Raw genomic sequence first — 17,856 nt, 5'->3', positions numbered from 1 at the left:
AAACGCTACCACTTCACTTCTCTTAGACTAAAGCAAAAGGCCGTATCAAGTTCAAACTTTACCCGATCGAAATAGCGCCGTACGGATATTCGACGGTATCGCTGCCTTCCTTTTTTCCGGCAGCAGTGAGAATGGTAAGCGGCCCTACCCTGCCGATAAACATGAGGAAGATCAATATCAGTTTACCGGCAATGCTGAACTGCGCCGTGATACCGGTAGAAAGTCCTACGGTTGCAAAAGCGGAAACCGTTTCAAAGGCCATGGGTAAAAACGGCAGCGATTCGGTTACCGTCAATACAAATATGGCAGCGGACACAATCGTCAAACCGAAACCGAGGATAAGAAAAGCTTTTTTTACCTGCTCATCGGGTATCGACATTTTTTTGATGATGACTGTTCGATCGTTTTTTAAGAACGAGCGGAAAAATGCAAAAACCACTGCAACGGTGTTCAACTTAATACCGCCCGCCGTACTGCCCGAAGCGCCGCCGACAAACATCACAAAAATCATCATCAGCAACGTTGCATTAGTCAGCGAAGCAAAGGACACCGTTGAAAAGCCAGCCGTCCGCAGCGTAACCGCTTGGAAGAAGGCACCGAGATATTGCTCATGCAGAGAGAAATCCTTCATTGCATGGGTATGTTCCAACAAATAAAACGCTGCAAAAGAGATAAAGAGCGCACCCGCGGTCATTACCAGCACGATCTGCGTATTGAGCGGAAGAAAAAATGTTGTCTTTTTCTTCTTAAACACATTTTGTGTTTCGGTTTTTATTTTGCGTACCGTATCGTACATAACTGCAAAGCCGATACCGCCGAGGATAATCGTAAAACTGATTGTTAAACTGATAATGGGATCACCGGTAAAAGATTCGAGATTATTCGGAAAGAGTGCAAAACCGGCATTACAAAATGCCGATACCGCATGGAACGCTGCAAAACCGAGTGTCTCGACCGACACTCCCATGGTACGGGAAAATCCGAGGTACAAAAATCCGGCGCTGATTGCTTCAACCAAAAATGTAGAACCCACGATAACGCGGAGTGCTTTAAACAATCCCGACATATCATCTTCGCTCACCATATACGAAACGGTCAATTTTTCTGCGATAGACAGTTTACGTCTAAAAGCAAGCATCCCGAAAAACGAAAACACCATAATACCGAGTCCGCCAATCTGAATAAGCAAAATAAGGATAACCTTGCCGACCGTTGTTAATTCCGTTGCGACATTGATAATACTCAAACCGGTAACGCAGACTGCAGAGGTAGCGGTAAATAACGCCGTCAAAAAATCCAAGTGGTCGGTACCGGGAGTCGCAGCCGGAAGCATCAGCAAAAAGGTTCCGGTAATGATGACCATAAAAAACGAAACGAGCAAAGTTCCTGCAGGGTTCAGCATCACTCGTTCAGTGCCTCCCGCGGTGTCCGCAGTATTTTTGATGATCTTACCGAACAGGAAAATATTTTTTATAAGCGCAAACATCAGAATCAGTTCCGGCGATGAAGGAATAAAACCGATCTTTATTTTAAAAAAGATAAAGGCGGCACAAAAAAGAATAGTGCTTACACAGAGTGCCGCATGTTTTTGAAAATATTGCTGAAAGTATTTTTCATGCCGCATCGGCAAAAATGTTTCTGCAATAATAAGAAGCAAGATCACAGCATCAAGTGTGTGGATAACGATAGTAGCGGCGAGGGAAGCATAGAACTGCTGCAAAAACAACAGCGCTAAACTAAGTATAAAGGCAACGCCTGAAAGATTTGCACGGAGTTTGGTTACTATGGTATTCATATCAGTCCAATCCTTTTTTCTATTTTCTAAATGCTTTCACTTTTTCCGCAAAGTCTCGCAGCGCGGCAGAAACGCGGACGGTAACATCCGCCGTATTCATACCGCTCAAGAGCTCGATACCTTCGTCGATATTGCTTACCGCCCATATCCTAAACCGCTTTTCGGCGATTGCGTTGATAACGCGCTCCGGTAAAAAGAGATTGTTCTTATTACCTTGAGGAATCATCACACCTTGCGTGCCGGTAAGCCCGAGAATCGCACAGGTGTCGAAAAAGCCGGTTATCTTTTCCGAAATACCGCCAACCGGCTGCACCATACCGAGTTGATTCAAACTGCCGGTTACCGCAATGTCCTGCCTGAGCGGGATGCCCCCGATTGCGGAAAGCAGCGTGAAAAGCTCGGCGCAGGAAGCGGAGTCTCCGTCGATCATACCGTACGATTGTTCAAAGCAGATTGCAGCGGAAATCGACAGCGGAAAATCAGGCGCGTATTTTTGCCGAAGAATCGAACTGATGATGAGGTGCGCCTTATCGTAGATTTCGCCGGAAAGCCCCGCCTCCCGCTCGATGTTGATAATACCGGCAGTACCCGGCGATGCTTGCGCGGTAACGCTCACTGGTATGCCGAAGGTATGGAAGCCGCGCTCCTCTACGGCAAGCCCGTTGATTTTTCCTACTGCGGTGCCGGAGGTATCGATTAAAATTTCTTTGAGCTGCACCATCTCGGCGAACTTTTCTTCGGGTAAGGCCGCAAGGTAATGCCGCCGCTCGATTGTTTTGGTAATGATCTCATCGGTGATAAGCTCGCACGCTTGCTGCTTCGCCGTATAATTCGCCTCCGCAACAAAATCCGCAATCTTCGTAAACTGAGCGGAAATCAAATGCCGACTCTCCGAAAGTTCAACCGTATATGCAAGCAACTTCGCATACCCCGAATCGCTGAACGGCAGCGAATGGCGATCTTTCACAAAGGTTTCGATGAGCGCCAAGACGGCGGCCAAGTTTTCATCAGTCAGCGGCATTACCGAATCGAATTCGGCACATACCTTGAACAGCTTATAAAAGTCGGGATCCTCCTGATAGAGAATCTCATAGGAATATTCGCCGCCGATGATGATGACTTTCAGCTGTGCAGGAATCGGTTCGGGCTTTAAAAGAGAAGGCGTATGGGTACCGGCGGGCGGCGCTTGCACGGCGATACGTCCCGACTGCAACACCCGTTTTAAATACACCCACGAATCTTCTTCTTCCAAAAGGTCTTTCAGCCGCAGCACCAAAAAGCCGCCTAAGGCACGGTGTACCGCTCCGCCGCGCAGCCGTAAATGACCGTTCAGCAGTCCGTCTTCTTCATCACCGTGCCCCTCGATTGTCCCGAAAAGATTGGAAAAGTTCGGCTGGTTTTCGTCGATAACGTAGGATTTATCCTCCGTATTTTCGCAAATCAGATTGATTGCATACCGTCCGAAAAAAGCCTTCTTGTGCCGCGGAGACTTAAACGGCGCTGCATACATCACGGCACGGGCAATCAAATCCGCCTCGGTCTTTTTTAAAAAAGACGCAATCTTTTCATTATGTTTTTTCTGTATATCGGTTTCGGCAGGATAGCCGTTCAACAGCGTACGAGGCTGTTCAAGCTCCGTCGCGATAATCGGTTTGAGTAAATCGATGTAGAGCTGCTTGAGTTTTTCTTCCGCCTCCGTTCGGTTTTTCCGCAGCAGGGCAAAAAGGTCGGCCAGCTCATCGAGCGAGCGGTAATATGTTTCACGCAAATCGTTGAGCGCTTGTTCGGAAAACTTCTTCCGCGCTACCAGCAGCTGCAGCTCACCGAACGGAACCTCTTTTCCTTTAATGAGCGGAATCAAATCGACGGATTGATTGGAATCGTCTTTCAGCTGCAAGAGTTTAAATCCCCGCGACAGCATCGTTACTTCAAAATTTGCAAGCAGAGAATTTTCGTCGCTGTCAACCGCCGACATAATCTTCTTTTGAGCAGACAAAAAATTCTCCGACTTTTCAATCTGCAGCGCCTGTTTATAGAGCGCTTCAATTGCATTCTTGAGGCTGTGCTGAAACTTCTTGCCCTCCCCTGCCGGAAAAAACAGCGCGATCGGTTCCGCCGGATGCCGGTAGTTATGCGCATACGCAATATCTTGCAAGGCGGCGGTATTTGGTTTATAGTCCTTGAGCAGCGAAGAGAGAACCGTCCGGCGGCCTGTTCCCGGCGCTCCCATAATAAAAATGTTGTAGCCGTCGTCCCGAATACTTAAACCGAGTTCCAATGCGGATACCGCGCGGAGCTGTCCGACAATCGGCTTATGCGGCGCCTTTGTTTTTAATGCGGCGATTTTCGATTCCGGTATATTGAATTGAATTTCTGAAAGCGGAAGCTCCTGTGCCGAAGCCTGCTGCGGGATATTTGACGTTGATGATGTATTCAATAGCTTCACTCTCCTCAATGATTATGAGATACAAAAGGCAACTCTAAAAACTCAAGTATAGTTTTTAGAGTGTCCTAAAAGGAAAAAATATGACCGATCTGTTACTAAGCGAGCTTGTCGTTCTGCTCTTCTTACTGCCGGTATTACTGCGCCCGTTTTCAAAAAACTTAAAAAAAGGCCGTGCAATTCCTATTCTACCTTTTCTGAGCCTCTTTGTCTGTATCTGCATTATCATCGGACAGGGAATAGTCCTCTATCTTTTTATTCTCGTTCTCTTTGTACTGATTGTCTGCCTTTCGGAAATAATACGGCTGATTGCGTTTTTCCAAGGGATGCTGAACGATTTTTACGGCATCGCATCGATGATGTTGCGCATTGTGTTATTGTGCCTTTTTTGCGGAGTAGCATATTGCGCATTCAGATTTGCGCCGGAAGCAAGTATCAGAACCGAATATCCGCTGACCGTCCGTTCGATCGAATTAACCGATAAAACAAACGCCGGTACCGATAAAGGTAGAGCCGAACAAACCGCCGTTTCAACCTTACCTGATTCTTCCTCTCCGAGTAATCTATCCGCTTCGCGGAATCCTATCGAAGCATTGTTGATTGAGCGGCAGGGCGGCGCCGATAAAAGAGCGCTGGTAATTATTGCCGAAGTCTTTCCCTACGCCGAACGGCCGGAAACGCTTGCCTCTCTTTTGGCGGATCAAGGCTATACCGTTGCGGAAATCACGAGACTCAAACCGCGCGGCGTCATTCCGCGCATCGAACTCTACCGCAAGCTGCTGCACCTCGTCGGAAAAAAAGAGCAGCGGTATTTACCAAAAGAAGATGACCCGCAGACAGCTGCATTTTTTGCCGACTTTCTCGAACAAACGGTTGCACGTTACGGACGCAATAAACGGATATTTTTATATGCGGAAGGAATCTATACCGATTTAGCCGCGCACTTTTGTACGGAAAATCCGGGCGTATTTACCGGTGTGTTTTTCAGCCTTTCCGAAGAAGAGCCGCTGCCGTCCGCCCCCGACGGATGGATACAAACCATGCGGGAGCACAATCCCGAACTTCTGCCTGAAGACAATACAACAGCGGATACTACCGCCGTATCTGATGCAGCATCAGCGCAAGCGGCAGGTGCCGGCGGGAACGGTTCGGCTGAGGCAGCTCCCGCTGTTTCCGCAGCTCCGGCAACTGCCCCCACACAGCCGGAGCGGCCGCTGCCGTTCTATTGTTACATCCGCCCCTACCCTGAACTGGCAGGCTTCGGACAACTGCGCGCAGAGGATGCCCTCGCAGCGGAACTCTTAGGCAGCGGCCGCAGCATCGGCAGACAGGACAAAGCCGCAGCAGCCGCAGCATTTAACCGGTATGCACTACTGTTTTGAACTGCTGACCCCGGAGACTATCTATGACGCGGCAGCATTCGTGCGGCAGCACGAATACCGCTGCATCGATCTTGCAGAGCAGCTGCGGCTTTGCTTGTACCCCGCCTACGCTCCGCGGTATAAAAAGGCGGCGGCTGTCTATACCTGCTCGCAACGGCAAACTTGTCCGCAACCGCAAAAAATCTGCTGCGGGGCCTTACTGTTCAGCACGTATGGACTTTTGTTCCACTGTATCGATACGGACATCACTGAGGAAACGGTCTTAGCTTTCGGCAGATTTTTTTTAAGTGAGGACTTTCCTTACACGGAACTCCACGCCGTTGCGGGCATCCGCGAGCATACGCTCCTCTTTGAACGGGTGATTGCAGCAACCGTATCTGCGCAACATACACCAGCCCTGCTGGATGCCGCCGTAGATTACTACCTGATGCGGTGCGCCAAACCCTGTACGGATACATTCTTTCAAACAGCGGAGTCAAACCTGAATGCCGCGCTGTCGATTGAACGCGCAACGGAGAATGATCTTGCGGAACTCTTTCCTCTCCAGCTTGATTATGAAAATACCGAAGTTGCCTACGAAGGCCGCCCAATAAACCCCGCCGTCTGTAAATTGTCGCTGCGTGCCCGCCTTGCAACCGAATACATCTACAAAGTCTCAACAGATGGGCACATTGTTGCAAAAGCCGGAACCAATGCGCAGGGCTTTCACTGGTTCCAAATCGGCGGCGTCTACACCCTGCCCGCATATCGGAACAAGGGATTAGCCGCAGCTGCCGTTGCGCATCTCATCAATACCCACAACACAGAAGCGCACGGCTTCGCACTCTTCGTAAAAACCGCGAACACAGCCGCCCTCCGTGTATACGAAAAGCTCGGCTTTGAGCAGTGCGGGCTGTTTAGAATGAGTTACTGGAGGGGGGGGAAAGATCCATTCTATTCTCCTGAAAACAGCGCAATTCTTGATAAGAGAATCGCAGATATACGAATAGGAAAGAATATTTCCGAACATGAATTTATCGAGGAGTGATAGTGCGTAAAATTGCTCAATGCGGTTCCCATTACGGGGATAAGTAAATAAGAATAGAGCTCTTGCTAAATGACAAAGCTGCAGGAAGAGATATCGTCCCTAGTCTGCAGCTTTGATAAAAAGTGATTTTCAAAGTTATCATCGCTACTGTTTATTTTTTCAATTTTGCGCTAATTCTGTCTAAGTCTTCTTGAATTCCGCTATATCTTCTTTCATTTGCTTTCTGATACCACTGTTGCGCCTCATAATAATCTTTTGTCAATCCGCCTTTTCCGTATTCATAAAAGATACCGACATTGCGCATACCGCGAGCATTACCGTTATCAGCCGCCATACGGTGCCATTCCAGCGCTCTTTGTTCATCTTTGCGGATCCCGCCTTCCCCATATTCATAATATGTACCGATATTCGACATAGCCAAAGCATTACCGCTATCAGCAGCCTTACGAAACCAGTCCAATGCGGTTTTTTTATCTTTATGCAGTCCACCTTCTCCATTCGAATAGCATACACCTATATTATTTATCGCCCATGTATCGCCATTATCAGCTGCAATGTAATACCAATGCAATGCCATTTCATCATTCACAGAGACACCTATTCCATTAGAATAACAAAACCCGACTGTATTTTGAGCATAGGAAAGCCCAGCTTCTGCAGCTTTTTCATACCATTTAAAAGCTGTTTCATCACCTTGTACAACTCCTCCATCTTGTACAATTCCTCCTTTTCCATACCGATAGTAAAAGCCGAAAATGTACTGAGCTTTTTTGTTGCCTTTTTCCGCTGCTTGCTGCAAGCGACTCAATGCGGTCATATCATCCTCCGCATGTACCGCTTTCCTAAACCAGTTAAAGGCTTCTTCTTCATTTTCTCCGGTACCGTCTTGTCTAAGATAACAAAGCCCAAGCGAATATTGTGCTTCGGTAAGTCCACCCTCAGCTGCTAATTTATAATAAAAAAACGCTTGCCGCCTATCTTCTAACGTTTTATCTTTTTTCGTAAATAGTGCATCAGCTTGCTCATATAGTTTTTGTATACTTTGCTTTGCACATACAAAATGGCCTACATAATAACCGCCGACGAAAGCTACTGCAATAAGTATGATACAAAGCACTGTTGTTTGTAATGTAAATTTCCGCATACTCTATTCCTTATTTGTCGTCATTGAATCCGCCGGTATAGCCGGTATCTCTTATTTTTTTACGGTCTTTCAAAGGAATTTGAGGGCAATTACTGAAACAGTCGGCATAGTCGCTATATTCTTTATTTCCATATTTAATTTGCTTTTCCGGTAAGGTTACACTTGTAAGGTTGGGAGACTTGCTAAATGCTCTCCTGCCAATAAACTCAATACCATCAGATATGATGAGTGTTTCAAGTTTTGTATCGCTCCAAGTTCCTCCTGAAAAAGCTCCTGCTTCAATTCGTTTTACTGATACCGGTATGGTAAGCATCTTGATCGCTGTTTCAGAAAAAGCATAAGCACCAATAGTCTCGATACCGTCGGATAAAGCCAGCGATTCCAGTTGTTTACACTCCTCGAAAGCACATTGCCCGATCCGTTTTACGGACGGCGGTATTACCAGTTTTTTGATAGCAGTGCCCCTAAAAGCATATGATTCTATCTCTTCAATACCGTCTGACAACGTAAGGGTTTCAAGATTTTTGCAGTTTGCAAAGGAGCTCTCGCCGATTTTCTTTACCGATGAGGGAATCGTCAATGTTCTAATAGCAGTATTTTCAAATGCCTTTGAATCGATACTTTCAATACCATCAGATAAGTTCAATGTTTCAATATTGTTACATTCGGAAAATACAGATCCTGCAATCTCCTTTAATGATGATGGGAGCGTAACTATTTTAAGATTCCTACATCTTGAAAAAGCATAGTCCTCAATTTTTTGTACAGTATTTGGTAAATATATATCCGATATCGCTAGATTTCCAAATGCCCGTCTTCCAATAATTTCAACATCTGCGGGTAATTGTATTGTAGTTATATTATAACAGTCATACAGCATATATGCCGGTATTTCTTTTAAATGCTTGGGAAATATTACTTTTTTCAAAGATTGCATATTTTTAAAAACTGCTTCACTATCTCTTAGTCGGGGATTTGAAATCTTCGTAATGGAATCGGGAAAGATAATTGAGGTAATACTTACATACCCACCACCATCAAAAGTGCCATTACATTCTACAACCGGATACCCTTCAATTTCTGCAGGAATAATAACATCCCCACCTTTACCGCGATAACCGGTAATAACAACGCCGTCTTCCGTCTCATTCAAGTCATATTCAAAGTCACTCGCAGGACTTTCTTTTACGATTGTATTCTTTTCTGTTGCAAAAATACTACCGACAATCAGCAGCAACCCAAAAATAAGCATCATTGTTTTTTTCATTGTGAACTCCTTTATCATAACACTATCGCTCTTATCTTCCCTTTACCGTACGATATGCTTTGTACAATGCATACGGTATCATGTCTATTTCAGCACTTTGATTGGGTGTCCGTAAAATATCATCTGCGCGTGAAGTTATTTCGCCGTTTAAAGAAAAGCTATCCAATCGAAACATCATCTCGCCGGCAAAGTTGGTAACAAAAAATTGCATTACTATCGGTTGCCCTTGCATAGTCCCAGTATAGGTAACATATACCAGCCCACTTTCAGTATTGGGTGTATATTCCCATTTAGAATGTGTACAGAGCGTATCCATCATCTCGCCGATAGTAACATTTTCTTGCACCCCTTCAAAATATCCGTTCTTTACCGTATCGATAATGGTGTTGTAAATTTTTCTCTTGCCACACGAATATAAACCGGCGATGATTGCAATTATAATGATAACAACAATCAATATTTTTTTTAGCATTTTCATTTCTCCTTTTATTGGTAATTGCAATAATTCAGATAGGTCAACTAAACAATATCAATAATACTCAGGAAGCTCTAAAAGATTAGGTTCGTTAGAGCTTCCCGTTAAGCGTTCTAAGCATTCAACAGTTTTTGTTTCTGCGTTTCAAATTCTTCTTTTGAAAGAAAGCCTTTTTCGACGAGCGTACTAAGCCGTTCAAGCTGCGAAGCAATATCCAGCTGCTGTGGAGCGCTTTGTACAGGAGCTTGAGCAGCGGATGTCTTTCGTTTTAAATTTTCTATTGCTACATTAACCGTATCAACAAAAGGTTTGACAAACTCTTTGGTACAGTTGTCAATGACCATTTTTGCACCGCCGTGCCAAATTTCAATCGCGCCGAAAATCAATCCTGTTTTATATGATATGGAATTAATTTTATCCAAAGCCATTTCTACCTGATTCATACCGAAGAACATCCCCTTATCAAGTAAAATAATCCTTTCTTCCGTGCATACGATGAGCCATGTTGTTCCATTCATTAAACCGGATGTTAAATAGAGGACATGCTCTGTATCTTTCATTATTTCCGGTAAGCATTGAACTTCTTTTTTTGTTCCGAATAGGTCAACTGCTCCTAACGCTTGAATTTCTGCTTGTATTGCTTCCAATGATTTCATTTGCTACTCCCTTTTACATATAATTAATGGGAACTCCTAAAAACTTCATTTTCAGAGGGTTCTCTTAACCTCATTTATGAAATACTTTTTATATGTAAGTTTTTGAGTATATAAATGTAAGCTTTCGGCTTCTTTTCTAAGCATACACGAGTAACAAGCAAATCTTTATTCACTTCGTCGAAAGCAAAATTTCCCTCTTGGATAATAATTTCTTGAGGCTTACAACCATCAACTTTTTCTGTAAGTATGATGGATTTTTCAATTCTTGATATTACGAAATGCATAGGTGATGAAGCTTTATCCTCATTACCACCTGTATCTCTTGAATAAAAAGAGTAATTTTCAGATAAAATAGTTGTACCATCTTTTAAGAAATCCAATTCACTAAGATTTTGCATAATCTTTTTTTTCCTCCAAAATATACTTTCTCCGAAGCAAATAGAACGCATCATTCGCATATTGCCGTCTATTCCGCTTCACTCATTCACCTTTCCGAATAACATTCGTTTTGTGAACTTCTCTTCCATTATACCCCCCCCCCCCCTATTGGTTTGTCAAGCACTATTTTTAAAATTTTTGTATTTCCATTCGTTTAAACCAATATTTATCTGAAAAAACTTGGAAGAGAAAGACGTATACCTTTTGAAGTGAAAGCGGATCCGTTTTATTCTCCTGAAAACAGCGCAATTCTTGATAAGAGAATCGCAGATATACGAATAGGAAAGAATATTTCCGAACATGAACTTATCGAGGAGTGATAGTGCGAAAAATTGCTCAATGCGGTTCCCATTACGGGGATAAGTAAATAAGAATAGAGCTATTGCTAAATGGCAAAACTGCAGGAAGAGATATCGTCCCTGCACTGCAGCTTAATTGCGATTGCTATTCCAATTAACACCGGCTTTATTGAGCGGAACAGATACGTCGCAAAGGCCGGAACCAACGCACAGGTCTTTCACTGGTTCCAAATCGGCGGCGTCTACACCCTGCCCGCATATCGAAATAAAGGATTAGCCGCAGCAGCTGTTACGCATCTCATCAATACCCACAGCGCAGAAGCGCACGGCTTCGCACTCTTCGTAAAAATCGCAAACGCAGCCGCCCTCCGCGTATACGAAAAGCTCGGCTTTGAGCAGTGCGGGCTGCTCAGAATGAGTTACTGGAAGGCGGGGAGAGATCATTCTCCTAAAAACAGCGCAGTGCTTGATAAAAGAGCGTTAGAAAGTATCCCATTACTCCGCTTTTACCCAGCGGGTTACACCTGTTCTTAACAGCCGGAATTCGCGTTTAATTAAAATGAGGATCGGAATTGCCGTTACCAGTTCAATGAACAGCGTACCGTAATATACGCCACGGACACCGGTAAAACGGGGCAACAGCAGCATCACGGGAACATACAGCACAACCTGCTGCATAAGGGCAATTATGGAACTACTGAGACCTTTATTGATTGCGGGGAAAAAGCTCAACGTTAAAAACGTGAGCGGCATCACAGGCAGCAGCGCCATAAAGATCCTAATCTGTATACTGTTTTCTGAGGTAATCAGTGCACGGTTCATCATAACACCGGCGGCCGCTTCGGGCATGATAAGCGCAAAAATCCAAAAGGGAAGCACAAGGATAAAAGAAGCCGTTAAAAAACATTTAAATGCGGCAATCACACGTTCAGACTGCGCCGCTCCGAAATTAATACCGATGATGGGAGGCATCGCAATCATAAATCCGGCAAGCGGTTGTATGACAAAACTGAACAGACGGGTAACCACGCCGTAAAAAGCGATATCGTGAGCAGTGCCGTAACGGGTAATAACGTTCAACACCAACATACTCTGCAAGACCATCATAATTTGCATAATAAAAGCGGACAGCCCCATCTGGATAATCGTACGGACAATATCTTTGTCCAACCTGATTGCACATGCTTGCTGCAACGAAGAAACGAATGCCCCGTTATCCGTGGAATTCACAACCTGCCGTACCAGCGGTGAACGGCTCACATACAGCATACAGATCAACGACTGCACAATCATACCGATGTTCGTACCGATTGCAGCGCCTTTTATGCCCTGATTGAGCAAAACCATCAACACATAGTTTGAAAGCCCGTTTACCGCCAAACCGATAGCCATGATGACGGACGCGGTTTTCATTTTACCTTCGGCGCGGATAAGCGTATTGAGTGCAACGGTATATATCCAAGGAAGTGCGCCCCATAAAAGTGTCCGGTAATACACATCACCGAGCATCAGTTCCTTTCCTCTGCCGCCCATCGCAAAAAGCAGCGGCTGCGAAAAACGAAAGCCCACCAACATTACCGCTGCCGAAGCGATAAGCACCAGCGCATTCACATTCCCTAATAACCGCCGCCGAATATTGGTATCTTCCGCACCGATCGCGATACTTAATAGGGAGCCCGCTCCCGTTCCTATCAGAAGCCCGAAGCCGGTAAACGCAATTACCGGCGGCAGCGCAATGGAAATACCTGCAAGTGAACCTTCTTCCGCAAAGCGTCCGACAAATATTCCATCAAGCACATTATTCGCTCCAAGCAGAAACATCGCAATAACTGCCGGCCATGAAAAATCTATTAAAATCTTCCAGAGATTATCGTTTAAAATCTGTGTCCGTTGTTTTTCCGTTTCCATAAAAATCCTCCTTATAAAATCTGAATTTCCGATTTCCAACCGTTCAATTCCACAATCACATCCGTTTCAATTTGAGGATCTTTTTTCTCGCGTTTACGGATGAGTATATTCTTATCGGAATCCAAAAAACGAGTTCCGAGTCCGGCATTTTTTAAATAATAGTTTGAATTTTCTGCAAACTTAATTTTAGAAATCGCCTTGAGCTGATTAAAATCGATTTTTCCTTTGTAATGAGCAATTTCTGCATAAAGATTGGAATTCGTATCAAGCTCTGTATGTCCGCCGGCATTTGTAAAAAAACAGTTTGAAACTTTACCGGAAAATTCCAAGGCTTCAAATGTAATATCCCGAATTTTCAGATTCTCTGTCTTTGAATAGATTTCCATATCTGCAACAAATTTTACCGGAATACGGAGTAGCACAAAAAGATTTTCCATACTATTCGCATCACTTAAATCTGTAGAACGCTTTACAAGAATATCCATCCGTTTTGCATTTTCAACAATCTTAACTTTTACCTGCTGTGCAAGAGAAGCGATTTTATTTGAAGCCAGCAGAATCTGAATTTTTTCATCTTTTGTTTCTTCTATGATGACCTCATGCGCGGCGCCAATCTTAACATCGATTTTCTTCAAAGTATCTAAATCATATTCCGTTTTACTTTCATACAAAAATTGATGTTTGGATAAAAGACTTTTTTCTTCTTTTAAAAGCACATCGAGCGATTCATCGAACAAAACTGAAATAGCAATGATATTTCCAATATCAGGAATTCCGTTTCCGCTTTCCCATTTTGTAATTGCTTGACGGCTTACATGGATTTTTTCTGCAAGTTCCTCTTGTGACAAATGATGCTGCTTCCGCAAAGTTTTAAGTTTTCCAGAAAAGTTCATACGTAATCTCCTCTATCAAGAGCATGAGCGGACTTTAAACATCCCCCGTTTTGTAAATGAATGATAGCGATACCGCAGTGATTATAAAAGAAATGATATATTACAATCTGAGAAATTTTCGCTACTTATAGTAGCATGGGCTAATAACATGGACATCACTAAAAACTTCGCTGGGATTACTTCAAATCCTTTTGTAGCTATTTACTCCTGCGTACCGGTTGTCTGAGGCAAATACCTGCTTGCCATTTGCAGTTGATAGTTAATGACCAGTTTACAATACAAAATTGAAGAAATATACGCATTTAAGGTTAAAACGATAACACGCACTAATGACGGCGACGACTGCGGATTGTCCATAAGAGTAAAACCGGCATAAAAAGCCGTTGCATACAGTATAAAGAAAAACGGCAGAACAACAAAAAAATTTTTTTTGAAAATAGCTTTACTTTCGGCGATAATATGCTTCATCTTCATACTTTCTTTTTTATACACCAAGATAGTCGGTACAAACACCAATCGGCTGAACCAATATAAAAGAAGAATAAAAACCAAGCCTTTACCTATCCAATCCATAACGGAGGCAAAACCAGATACTTCCGGCTGTACCGAACGGAACATCAGCATAACAAAGACAACCGGTACTGTGATAATAAGCAACTGAATAAGATAAATAACATAGAGGTGCAGAATTACGGCAAAAATAGAATTGAAAACGACATTCCCTATCTGTTGTTTTATATATGCGCGTTGAAAATAGACAATAGCGGCTGTTTGCAAAACAGCTACGGCAAGAATTAAAAGAGTTATAAGAGAGTTTACAGCCTGATTTGAACTGTTAAACAGAGAAAGCACGTTTGAAACAACTGCCAAACCTATATAGGCAAGCGTATAGTTGATAAACGGTTTCCCCAGAAGTCTCATATCGGATACGATCGATCGAATAAGATTGATGAATTGTTTCATACCGGTTTTCCTTCTCTTATATTCTTAACGGTTTTGCTATCATAATCGATATCCGATGTTTTTACAACGAGAAAACATATTTTTTAGAAAAGACCGGAGAAATACATCGTTGACCTTTCATAAGGGGTATTCTATAATTATGGAATGAAAAGCACTATTACCATTGAAATTTGCGCAGGCTCGCTCGATGATGCGATTGCAGCCGAAAAAGCCGGCGCTGCAAGAATTGAATTAAATTCTTCATTATTTTTGGGAGGGCTAACCCCCTCGCTCGGCACCCTTCTCCTCGTTAAAAAAGAGACCAACCTCAAAGTGATGACGATGGTTCGTCCCCGTGCCGCAGGATTTTTGTACACCGCATCCGAATTTAAGACGATGAAAGAAGATGCAAAACTGTTTATCGACAACGGAGCGGACGGTATCGTATTCGGCTTTTTAAAAAAGAATGGAACGATAGACGAAAAGCGGTGCGAAGCGCTCATCAAAATTGCAGGCGATAAAGAAAAGGTATTCCACCGCGCCATCGATGTCGTACCCGATCCCCTTAAAACGCTCGATATTTTGATTGATCTCGGCTTTACCCGTGTACTCACCAGCGGACAGGAACCGACCGCCTACGAAGGCATGGAGCTGATCGCCGCGATGGTTAAGCACGCAAAAGGCCGCATAGAAATTCTACCCGGCGGCGGCATTACAAAGAAAAATGCAGCGAAGCTCATAAAAGGCACCGGCGTCAACCAGATTCACTTTGCAGCGTTAAAAGCCGTTGCCGAACCTTCCACGGCAAAGAACCCCGCCATCTACTACGGCGGAGTCCTTTACCCGCCGGAAGACCGGTTTGAAACAGCCGACCTCGGCGCAATGTCCGAAATTATCGGCACCGTAAAATAATAAGCGACGGGATCAGGGAACCTCTAAAACCTGCTATCTTTTAGAAGTTCCCTCTGTTTTATCGGCGGCTTTCGGAGCTGCTGCCGGCAGCGGTTTCAAAATCAGCTTTGATTTTTTCCAATACTACACCGATATCATTTTGATAGATAAAATCCCAGCCTACCCACGAGAATTTTTTATCGGCCGATAAACGATTATCGACGGACGGATTGGTAGATGGGAAGAAACCGCTTTGCGCAAAAACCGTACCGGTCTTTTCCGAAAGGAAAAACGATACAAAATCTTTTGTGAACTCCTCAGTATCTTTCTTTACCAGCATAAAAATAGGAGCGACAATCGCACCGTCTTCCGGCCAAACCGTTTTAAGAGGAGTCCGCTCGTCTATCATCTTAGAGAAAAAGTATGGGCTGATACTGACCACAGGCTGCACAGCCGCGGCTTTACCGCCTTTGACCATTTGAGCGGGATGCATATAGGCACTGCAAGCCTTCCCTAATTTCTTAATGCCTTCGTCCCCGAAACGTGCGTAGATATTGAGAATAACCGAATTAAATAAATCCAAATCACCGAACGGAATAGCGACGGAATGTTCAAATTCGGGAGATAAAATATCCTCCCATGTTTCCGGCATTTTTCTGCCGTCCAACAGCGCAGTATTCACAATCATAATTGCAGGAACGACACCGATAATGGCGTAATTTTTTTTCTCATCCCGCAAATCGATAGAGTCATTGCAAAAATCTTTATTGACCGTATCAAGTGCGCAGTGGAATTCCTTGTTTTCAATAAAAGAGCCCATCAGTTTTTTATCAAAAAACAGTTCAAAACCGGCAGAAAGGAGCACATCCGGCAGGTTTTCTTTTTTACCGGTTTTTGCCAGATCGATTATCCAATCAATACCGAGATTAGCCGATCTGAGATCATACCTGATTTTATAGTTTTTCTTTTCAAACTCTTCCTTATGCGTTTCGACATAATCGGAATAAAATGCTTCAAAGCTTTCCAGAAGAGGAATCCGTATCGGACAAGGCAAAACACCTTCAATCCTGATCGTTTGTTTACCATCATCCGGTTCAACACGGTTATTATTCTTTGTCTTTAAGCTCAGATCAATATGAGCAAAACCTGATGAAGCGTTTTGTTCGATAATTTCAACCAGTTCCCGCTCACATAAATCGATATCCAATTTCTTAGAAAGAAACGCTTTTTCAAGTGTGATTTTCTTTCCCATCAATTTACGCATCATGGGGTTTGTCAGCGGGCTAAAACCTTTCCCTGCTAAATAGCGGATTGTTTCGGGGTACCGTTCCGTAACGTCAAAAACCGTTTCATCCATGCTAAAATAACTATTCATTTACTGCTTCTCCTTATAACAGACTATTTACAACCGATACTAAAAAAAGACCCACATACGATGCAAAGGAAGGACGCTGTGAATCCGTTATTCAAAGATATCCCTGTAGAGGAACTAAAAAGCTATCTTACCGCAATCAAAGCAAAAAATACCATCTATCAAAAAGACAGTTTTATTTTCTTTGAAGGAGACCTCCCCAAGGCATTGTTTGTTCTTAAATCAGGGGTTGTCCAAATCGAAAAAAATGATGCCGATGGTAAGCGAATCATTATGAACCGCTTTGAAACACCGGAAACCGTCTTCGGTGAAGTCTATGCATTCTTGCAATCCACCCCATACGATTATTCATGCAGGATAATCGCCGATGCGGAAATTCTCAGTATTCCGGCAAATATATTTTCGGCTTCTGCAACACTGCCTGCCGTACAAACAAAAATTGTACAGAATCTTTTATCCATTCTTGCACATAAAGCTTATTTTTTAAACCAGAAGCTGTTGATATTTTCATCATTTACCTTGCGTAAAAAAATAGCCGTGTATCTGTTACAGCAAGCGCGCGGTCAGCCTAAAATAACGCTTAAACTGAACCGAGAAGCTATGGCCGAATATCTTGCCGTTCCTCGCCCTTCCCTATCCCGCGAATTGATGAATATGCAAAAAGATAAGCTGCTCACCATATCCAAAGATACCGTAACCGTTAATATCGATAGACTCGAAGATCTTGCATAAATTAAACCTGTTCGGAAACTTCCGAATAGGGTTATTAATTGCGCAGGTAACCGGCTCTAAAAGTCCAATTTTTAGAGCTATGCGGACTATATCATAACGAAAGCAAGAACTCGGTACCATTTGTTACCGGATTGGGTTTTAGGGAAGCAATATAACCGCAAAACCGGTGATTGACATTTCACGGTCAAGCTG

At 43.6% G+C, this 17,856-nt stretch carries 16 protein-coding genes; 5 read left to right on the top strand and 11 right to left on the bottom strand.

Going from position 1 to position 17,856, the window contains the following annotated elements:
• Window positions 1-58 precede the first annotated feature (58 nt).
• Together E4N65_RS03775 and E4N65_RS03770 are read right to left on the bottom strand one after the other, a co-directional pair.
• The gene (locus E4N65_RS03775; RefSeq protein ID WP_253674097.1) at window positions 59-1,795 is read right to left on the bottom strand and encodes a TrkH family potassium uptake protein; all 1,737 of its coding nucleotides are present in this window, start codon (window positions 1,793-1,795) and stop codon (window positions 59-61) included.
• A gap of 19 nt (window positions 1,796-1,814) precedes the next feature.
• Window positions 1,815-4,232, bottom strand: coding sequence for a Lon protease family protein (locus E4N65_RS03770; protein WP_371921823.1), 2,418 nt, complete (start codon window positions 4,230-4,232; stop codon window positions 1,815-1,817).
• Window positions 4,233-4,321: 89 nt separating this feature from the next.
• Between E4N65_RS03770 and E4N65_RS03765 the strand changes: the two genes are divergently transcribed.
• Together E4N65_RS03765 and E4N65_RS03760 are read left to right on the top strand one after the other, a co-directional pair.
• Window positions 4,322-5,620: a hypothetical protein gene (locus tag E4N65_RS03765; RefSeq protein WP_253674095.1), complete on the top strand. Its 1,299-nt coding sequence runs from the start codon at window positions 4,322-4,324 to the stop codon at window positions 5,618-5,620.
• Complete coding sequence (locus E4N65_RS03760) at window positions 5,604-6,647, top strand: GNAT family N-acetyltransferase (protein WP_253674094.1); 1,044 nt, start codon at window positions 5,604-5,606, stop codon at window positions 6,645-6,647. Before E4N65_RS03765 ends, E4N65_RS03760 begins: the two co-directional genes overlap by 17 nt.
• 151 nt (window positions 6,648-6,798) lie before the next feature.
• On the opposite strand, the gene E4N65_RS03755 is transcribed toward E4N65_RS03760, so the two are convergent.
• The 5 genes from E4N65_RS03755 to E4N65_RS03735 all read right to left on the bottom strand — a co-directional run bounded on the left by E4N65_RS03755 (window position 6,799) and on the right by E4N65_RS03735 (window position 10,587).
• The gene (locus E4N65_RS03755; protein ID WP_052185440.1) at window positions 6,799-7,791 is read right to left on the bottom strand and encodes an SEL1-like repeat protein; all 993 of its coding nucleotides are present in this window, start codon (window positions 7,789-7,791) and stop codon (window positions 6,799-6,801) included.
• Window positions 7,792-7,801: 10 nt separating this feature from the next.
• A complete protein-coding gene (locus tag E4N65_RS03750; RefSeq protein WP_044013042.1) occupies window positions 7,802-9,058 on the bottom strand; it encodes a leucine-rich repeat domain-containing protein in 1,257 nt (418 codons plus the stop codon).
• A gap of 31 nt (window positions 9,059-9,089) precedes the next feature.
• Window positions 9,090-9,530: a hypothetical protein gene (locus tag E4N65_RS03745; RefSeq protein WP_044013044.1), complete on the bottom strand. Its 441-nt coding sequence runs from the start codon at window positions 9,528-9,530 to the stop codon at window positions 9,090-9,092.
• Window positions 9,531-9,646: 116 nt separating this feature from the next.
• Window positions 9,647-10,189, bottom strand: coding sequence for a PH domain-containing protein (locus tag E4N65_RS03740; RefSeq protein WP_044013047.1), 543 nt, complete (start codon window positions 10,187-10,189; stop codon window positions 9,647-9,649).
• A 74-nt stretch (window positions 10,190-10,263) separates the two neighbouring features.
• A complete protein-coding gene (locus E4N65_RS03735) occupies window positions 10,264-10,587 on the bottom strand; it encodes a hypothetical protein (RefSeq protein WP_144389636.1) in 324 nt (107 codons plus the stop codon).
• 429 nt (window positions 10,588-11,016) lie between these two features.
• Between E4N65_RS03735 and E4N65_RS03730 the strand changes: the two genes are divergently transcribed.
• The gene (locus E4N65_RS03730) at window positions 11,017-11,460 is read left to right on the top strand and encodes a GNAT family N-acetyltransferase (RefSeq protein ID WP_253674093.1); all 444 of its coding nucleotides are present in this window, start codon (window positions 11,017-11,019) and stop codon (window positions 11,458-11,460) included.
• Here the strand turns inward: E4N65_RS03730 and E4N65_RS03725 are convergent.
• From E4N65_RS03725 to E4N65_RS03715, 3 genes are all read right to left on the bottom strand, one after another.
• The gene (locus tag E4N65_RS03725) at window positions 11,422-12,834 is read right to left on the bottom strand and encodes an MATE family efflux transporter (protein ID WP_253674092.1); all 1,413 of its coding nucleotides are present in this window, start codon (window positions 12,832-12,834) and stop codon (window positions 11,422-11,424) included. The genes E4N65_RS03730 and E4N65_RS03725 overlap by 39 nt on opposite strands.
• 11 nt (window positions 12,835-12,845) lie before the next feature.
• Entirely contained in the window at window positions 12,846-13,727 is an 882-nt protein-coding gene (locus tag E4N65_RS03720) for a helix-turn-helix transcriptional regulator (protein WP_253674090.1), read from the bottom strand.
• 201 nt (window positions 13,728-13,928) lie between these two features.
• Window positions 13,929-14,690 (bottom strand): hypothetical protein, encoded by a 762-nt coding sequence (locus E4N65_RS03715; RefSeq protein ID WP_253674089.1) that lies wholly within the window; start codon window positions 14,688-14,690, stop codon window positions 13,929-13,931.
• Between the two features lie 144 nt (window positions 14,691-14,834).
• On the opposite strand from E4N65_RS03715, the gene E4N65_RS03710 reads away from it, so the two are divergent.
• Window positions 14,835-15,581: a copper homeostasis protein CutC gene (locus E4N65_RS03710; protein ID WP_253674087.1), complete on the top strand. Its 747-nt coding sequence runs from the start codon at window positions 14,835-14,837 to the stop codon at window positions 15,579-15,581.
• Between the two features lie 58 nt (window positions 15,582-15,639).
• On the opposite strand, the gene E4N65_RS03705 is transcribed toward E4N65_RS03710, so the two are convergent.
• Window positions 15,640-16,935 carry an ABC transporter substrate-binding protein gene (locus tag E4N65_RS03705; RefSeq protein WP_253674086.1) on the bottom strand — a complete coding sequence of 432 codons (1,296 nt, stop codon included), beginning with the start codon at window positions 16,933-16,935 and terminating at the stop codon, window positions 15,640-15,642.
• A 78-nt stretch (window positions 16,936-17,013) separates the two neighbouring features.
• Here E4N65_RS03705 and E4N65_RS03700 point away from each other — a divergent pair, with 78 nt between their 5' ends.
• Window positions 17,014-17,664, top strand: coding sequence for a Crp/Fnr family transcriptional regulator (locus tag E4N65_RS03700; RefSeq protein ID WP_253674085.1), 651 nt, complete (start codon window positions 17,014-17,016; stop codon window positions 17,662-17,664).
• Window positions 17,665-17,856 lie beyond the last annotated feature (192 nt).

The sequence above is a fragment of the Treponema sp. OMZ 855 genome (assembly GCF_024181145.1).
GTDB lineage: Bacteria > Spirochaetota > Spirochaetia > Treponematales > Treponemataceae > Treponema.
Note: the sequence above shows the minus strand (reverse complement) of the source record. Positions and strands in the feature narration are given on the sequence as shown.

Excerpts from the sequence above, each read along its gene's own strand:
- E4N65_RS03740 (WP_044013047.1), bottom strand. The coding sequence starts at position 10,189 with ATGAAATCATTGGAAGCAATACAAGCAGAAATTCAAGCGTTAGGAGCA.
- E4N65_RS03775 (WP_253674097.1), bottom strand. The coding sequence starts at position 1,795 with ATGAATACCATAGTAACCAAACTCCGTGCAAATCTTTCAGGCGTTGCC.
- E4N65_RS03705 (WP_253674086.1), bottom strand. The coding sequence starts at position 16,935 with ATGAATAGTTATTTTAGCATGGATGAAACGGTTTTTGACGTTACGGAA.
- E4N65_RS03755 (WP_052185440.1), bottom strand. The coding sequence starts at position 7,791 with ATGCGGAAATTTACATTACAAACAACAGTGCTTTGTATCATACTTATT.
- E4N65_RS03760 (WP_253674094.1), top strand. The coding sequence starts at position 5,604 with ATGCACTACTGTTTTGAACTGCTGACCCCGGAGACTATCTATGACGCG.
- E4N65_RS03765 (WP_253674095.1), top strand. The coding sequence starts at position 4,322 with ATGACCGATCTGTTACTAAGCGAGCTTGTCGTTCTGCTCTTCTTACTG.
- E4N65_RS03745 (WP_044013044.1), bottom strand. The coding sequence starts at position 9,530 with ATGCTAAAAAAAATATTGATTGTTGTTATCATTATAATTGCAATCATC.
- E4N65_RS03720 (WP_253674090.1), bottom strand. The coding sequence starts at position 13,727 with ATGAACTTTTCTGGAAAACTTAAAACTTTGCGGAAGCAGCATCATTTG.
- E4N65_RS03730 (WP_253674093.1), top strand. The coding sequence starts at position 11,017 with ATGGCAAAACTGCAGGAAGAGATATCGTCCCTGCACTGCAGCTTAATT.
- E4N65_RS03710 (WP_253674087.1), top strand. The coding sequence starts at position 14,835 with ATGAAAAGCACTATTACCATTGAAATTTGCGCAGGCTCGCTCGATGAT.
- E4N65_RS03750 (WP_044013042.1), bottom strand. The coding sequence starts at position 9,058 with ATGAAAAAAACAATGATGCTTATTTTTGGGTTGCTGCTGATTGTCGGT.
- E4N65_RS03735 (WP_144389636.1), bottom strand. The coding sequence starts at position 10,587 with ATGCAAAATCTTAGTGAATTGGATTTCTTAAAAGATGGTACAACTATT.
- E4N65_RS03725 (WP_253674092.1), bottom strand. The coding sequence starts at position 12,834 with ATGGAAACGGAAAAACAACGGACACAGATTTTAAACGATAATCTCTGG.
- E4N65_RS03715 (WP_253674089.1), bottom strand. The coding sequence starts at position 14,690 with ATGAAACAATTCATCAATCTTATTCGATCGATCGTATCCGATATGAGA.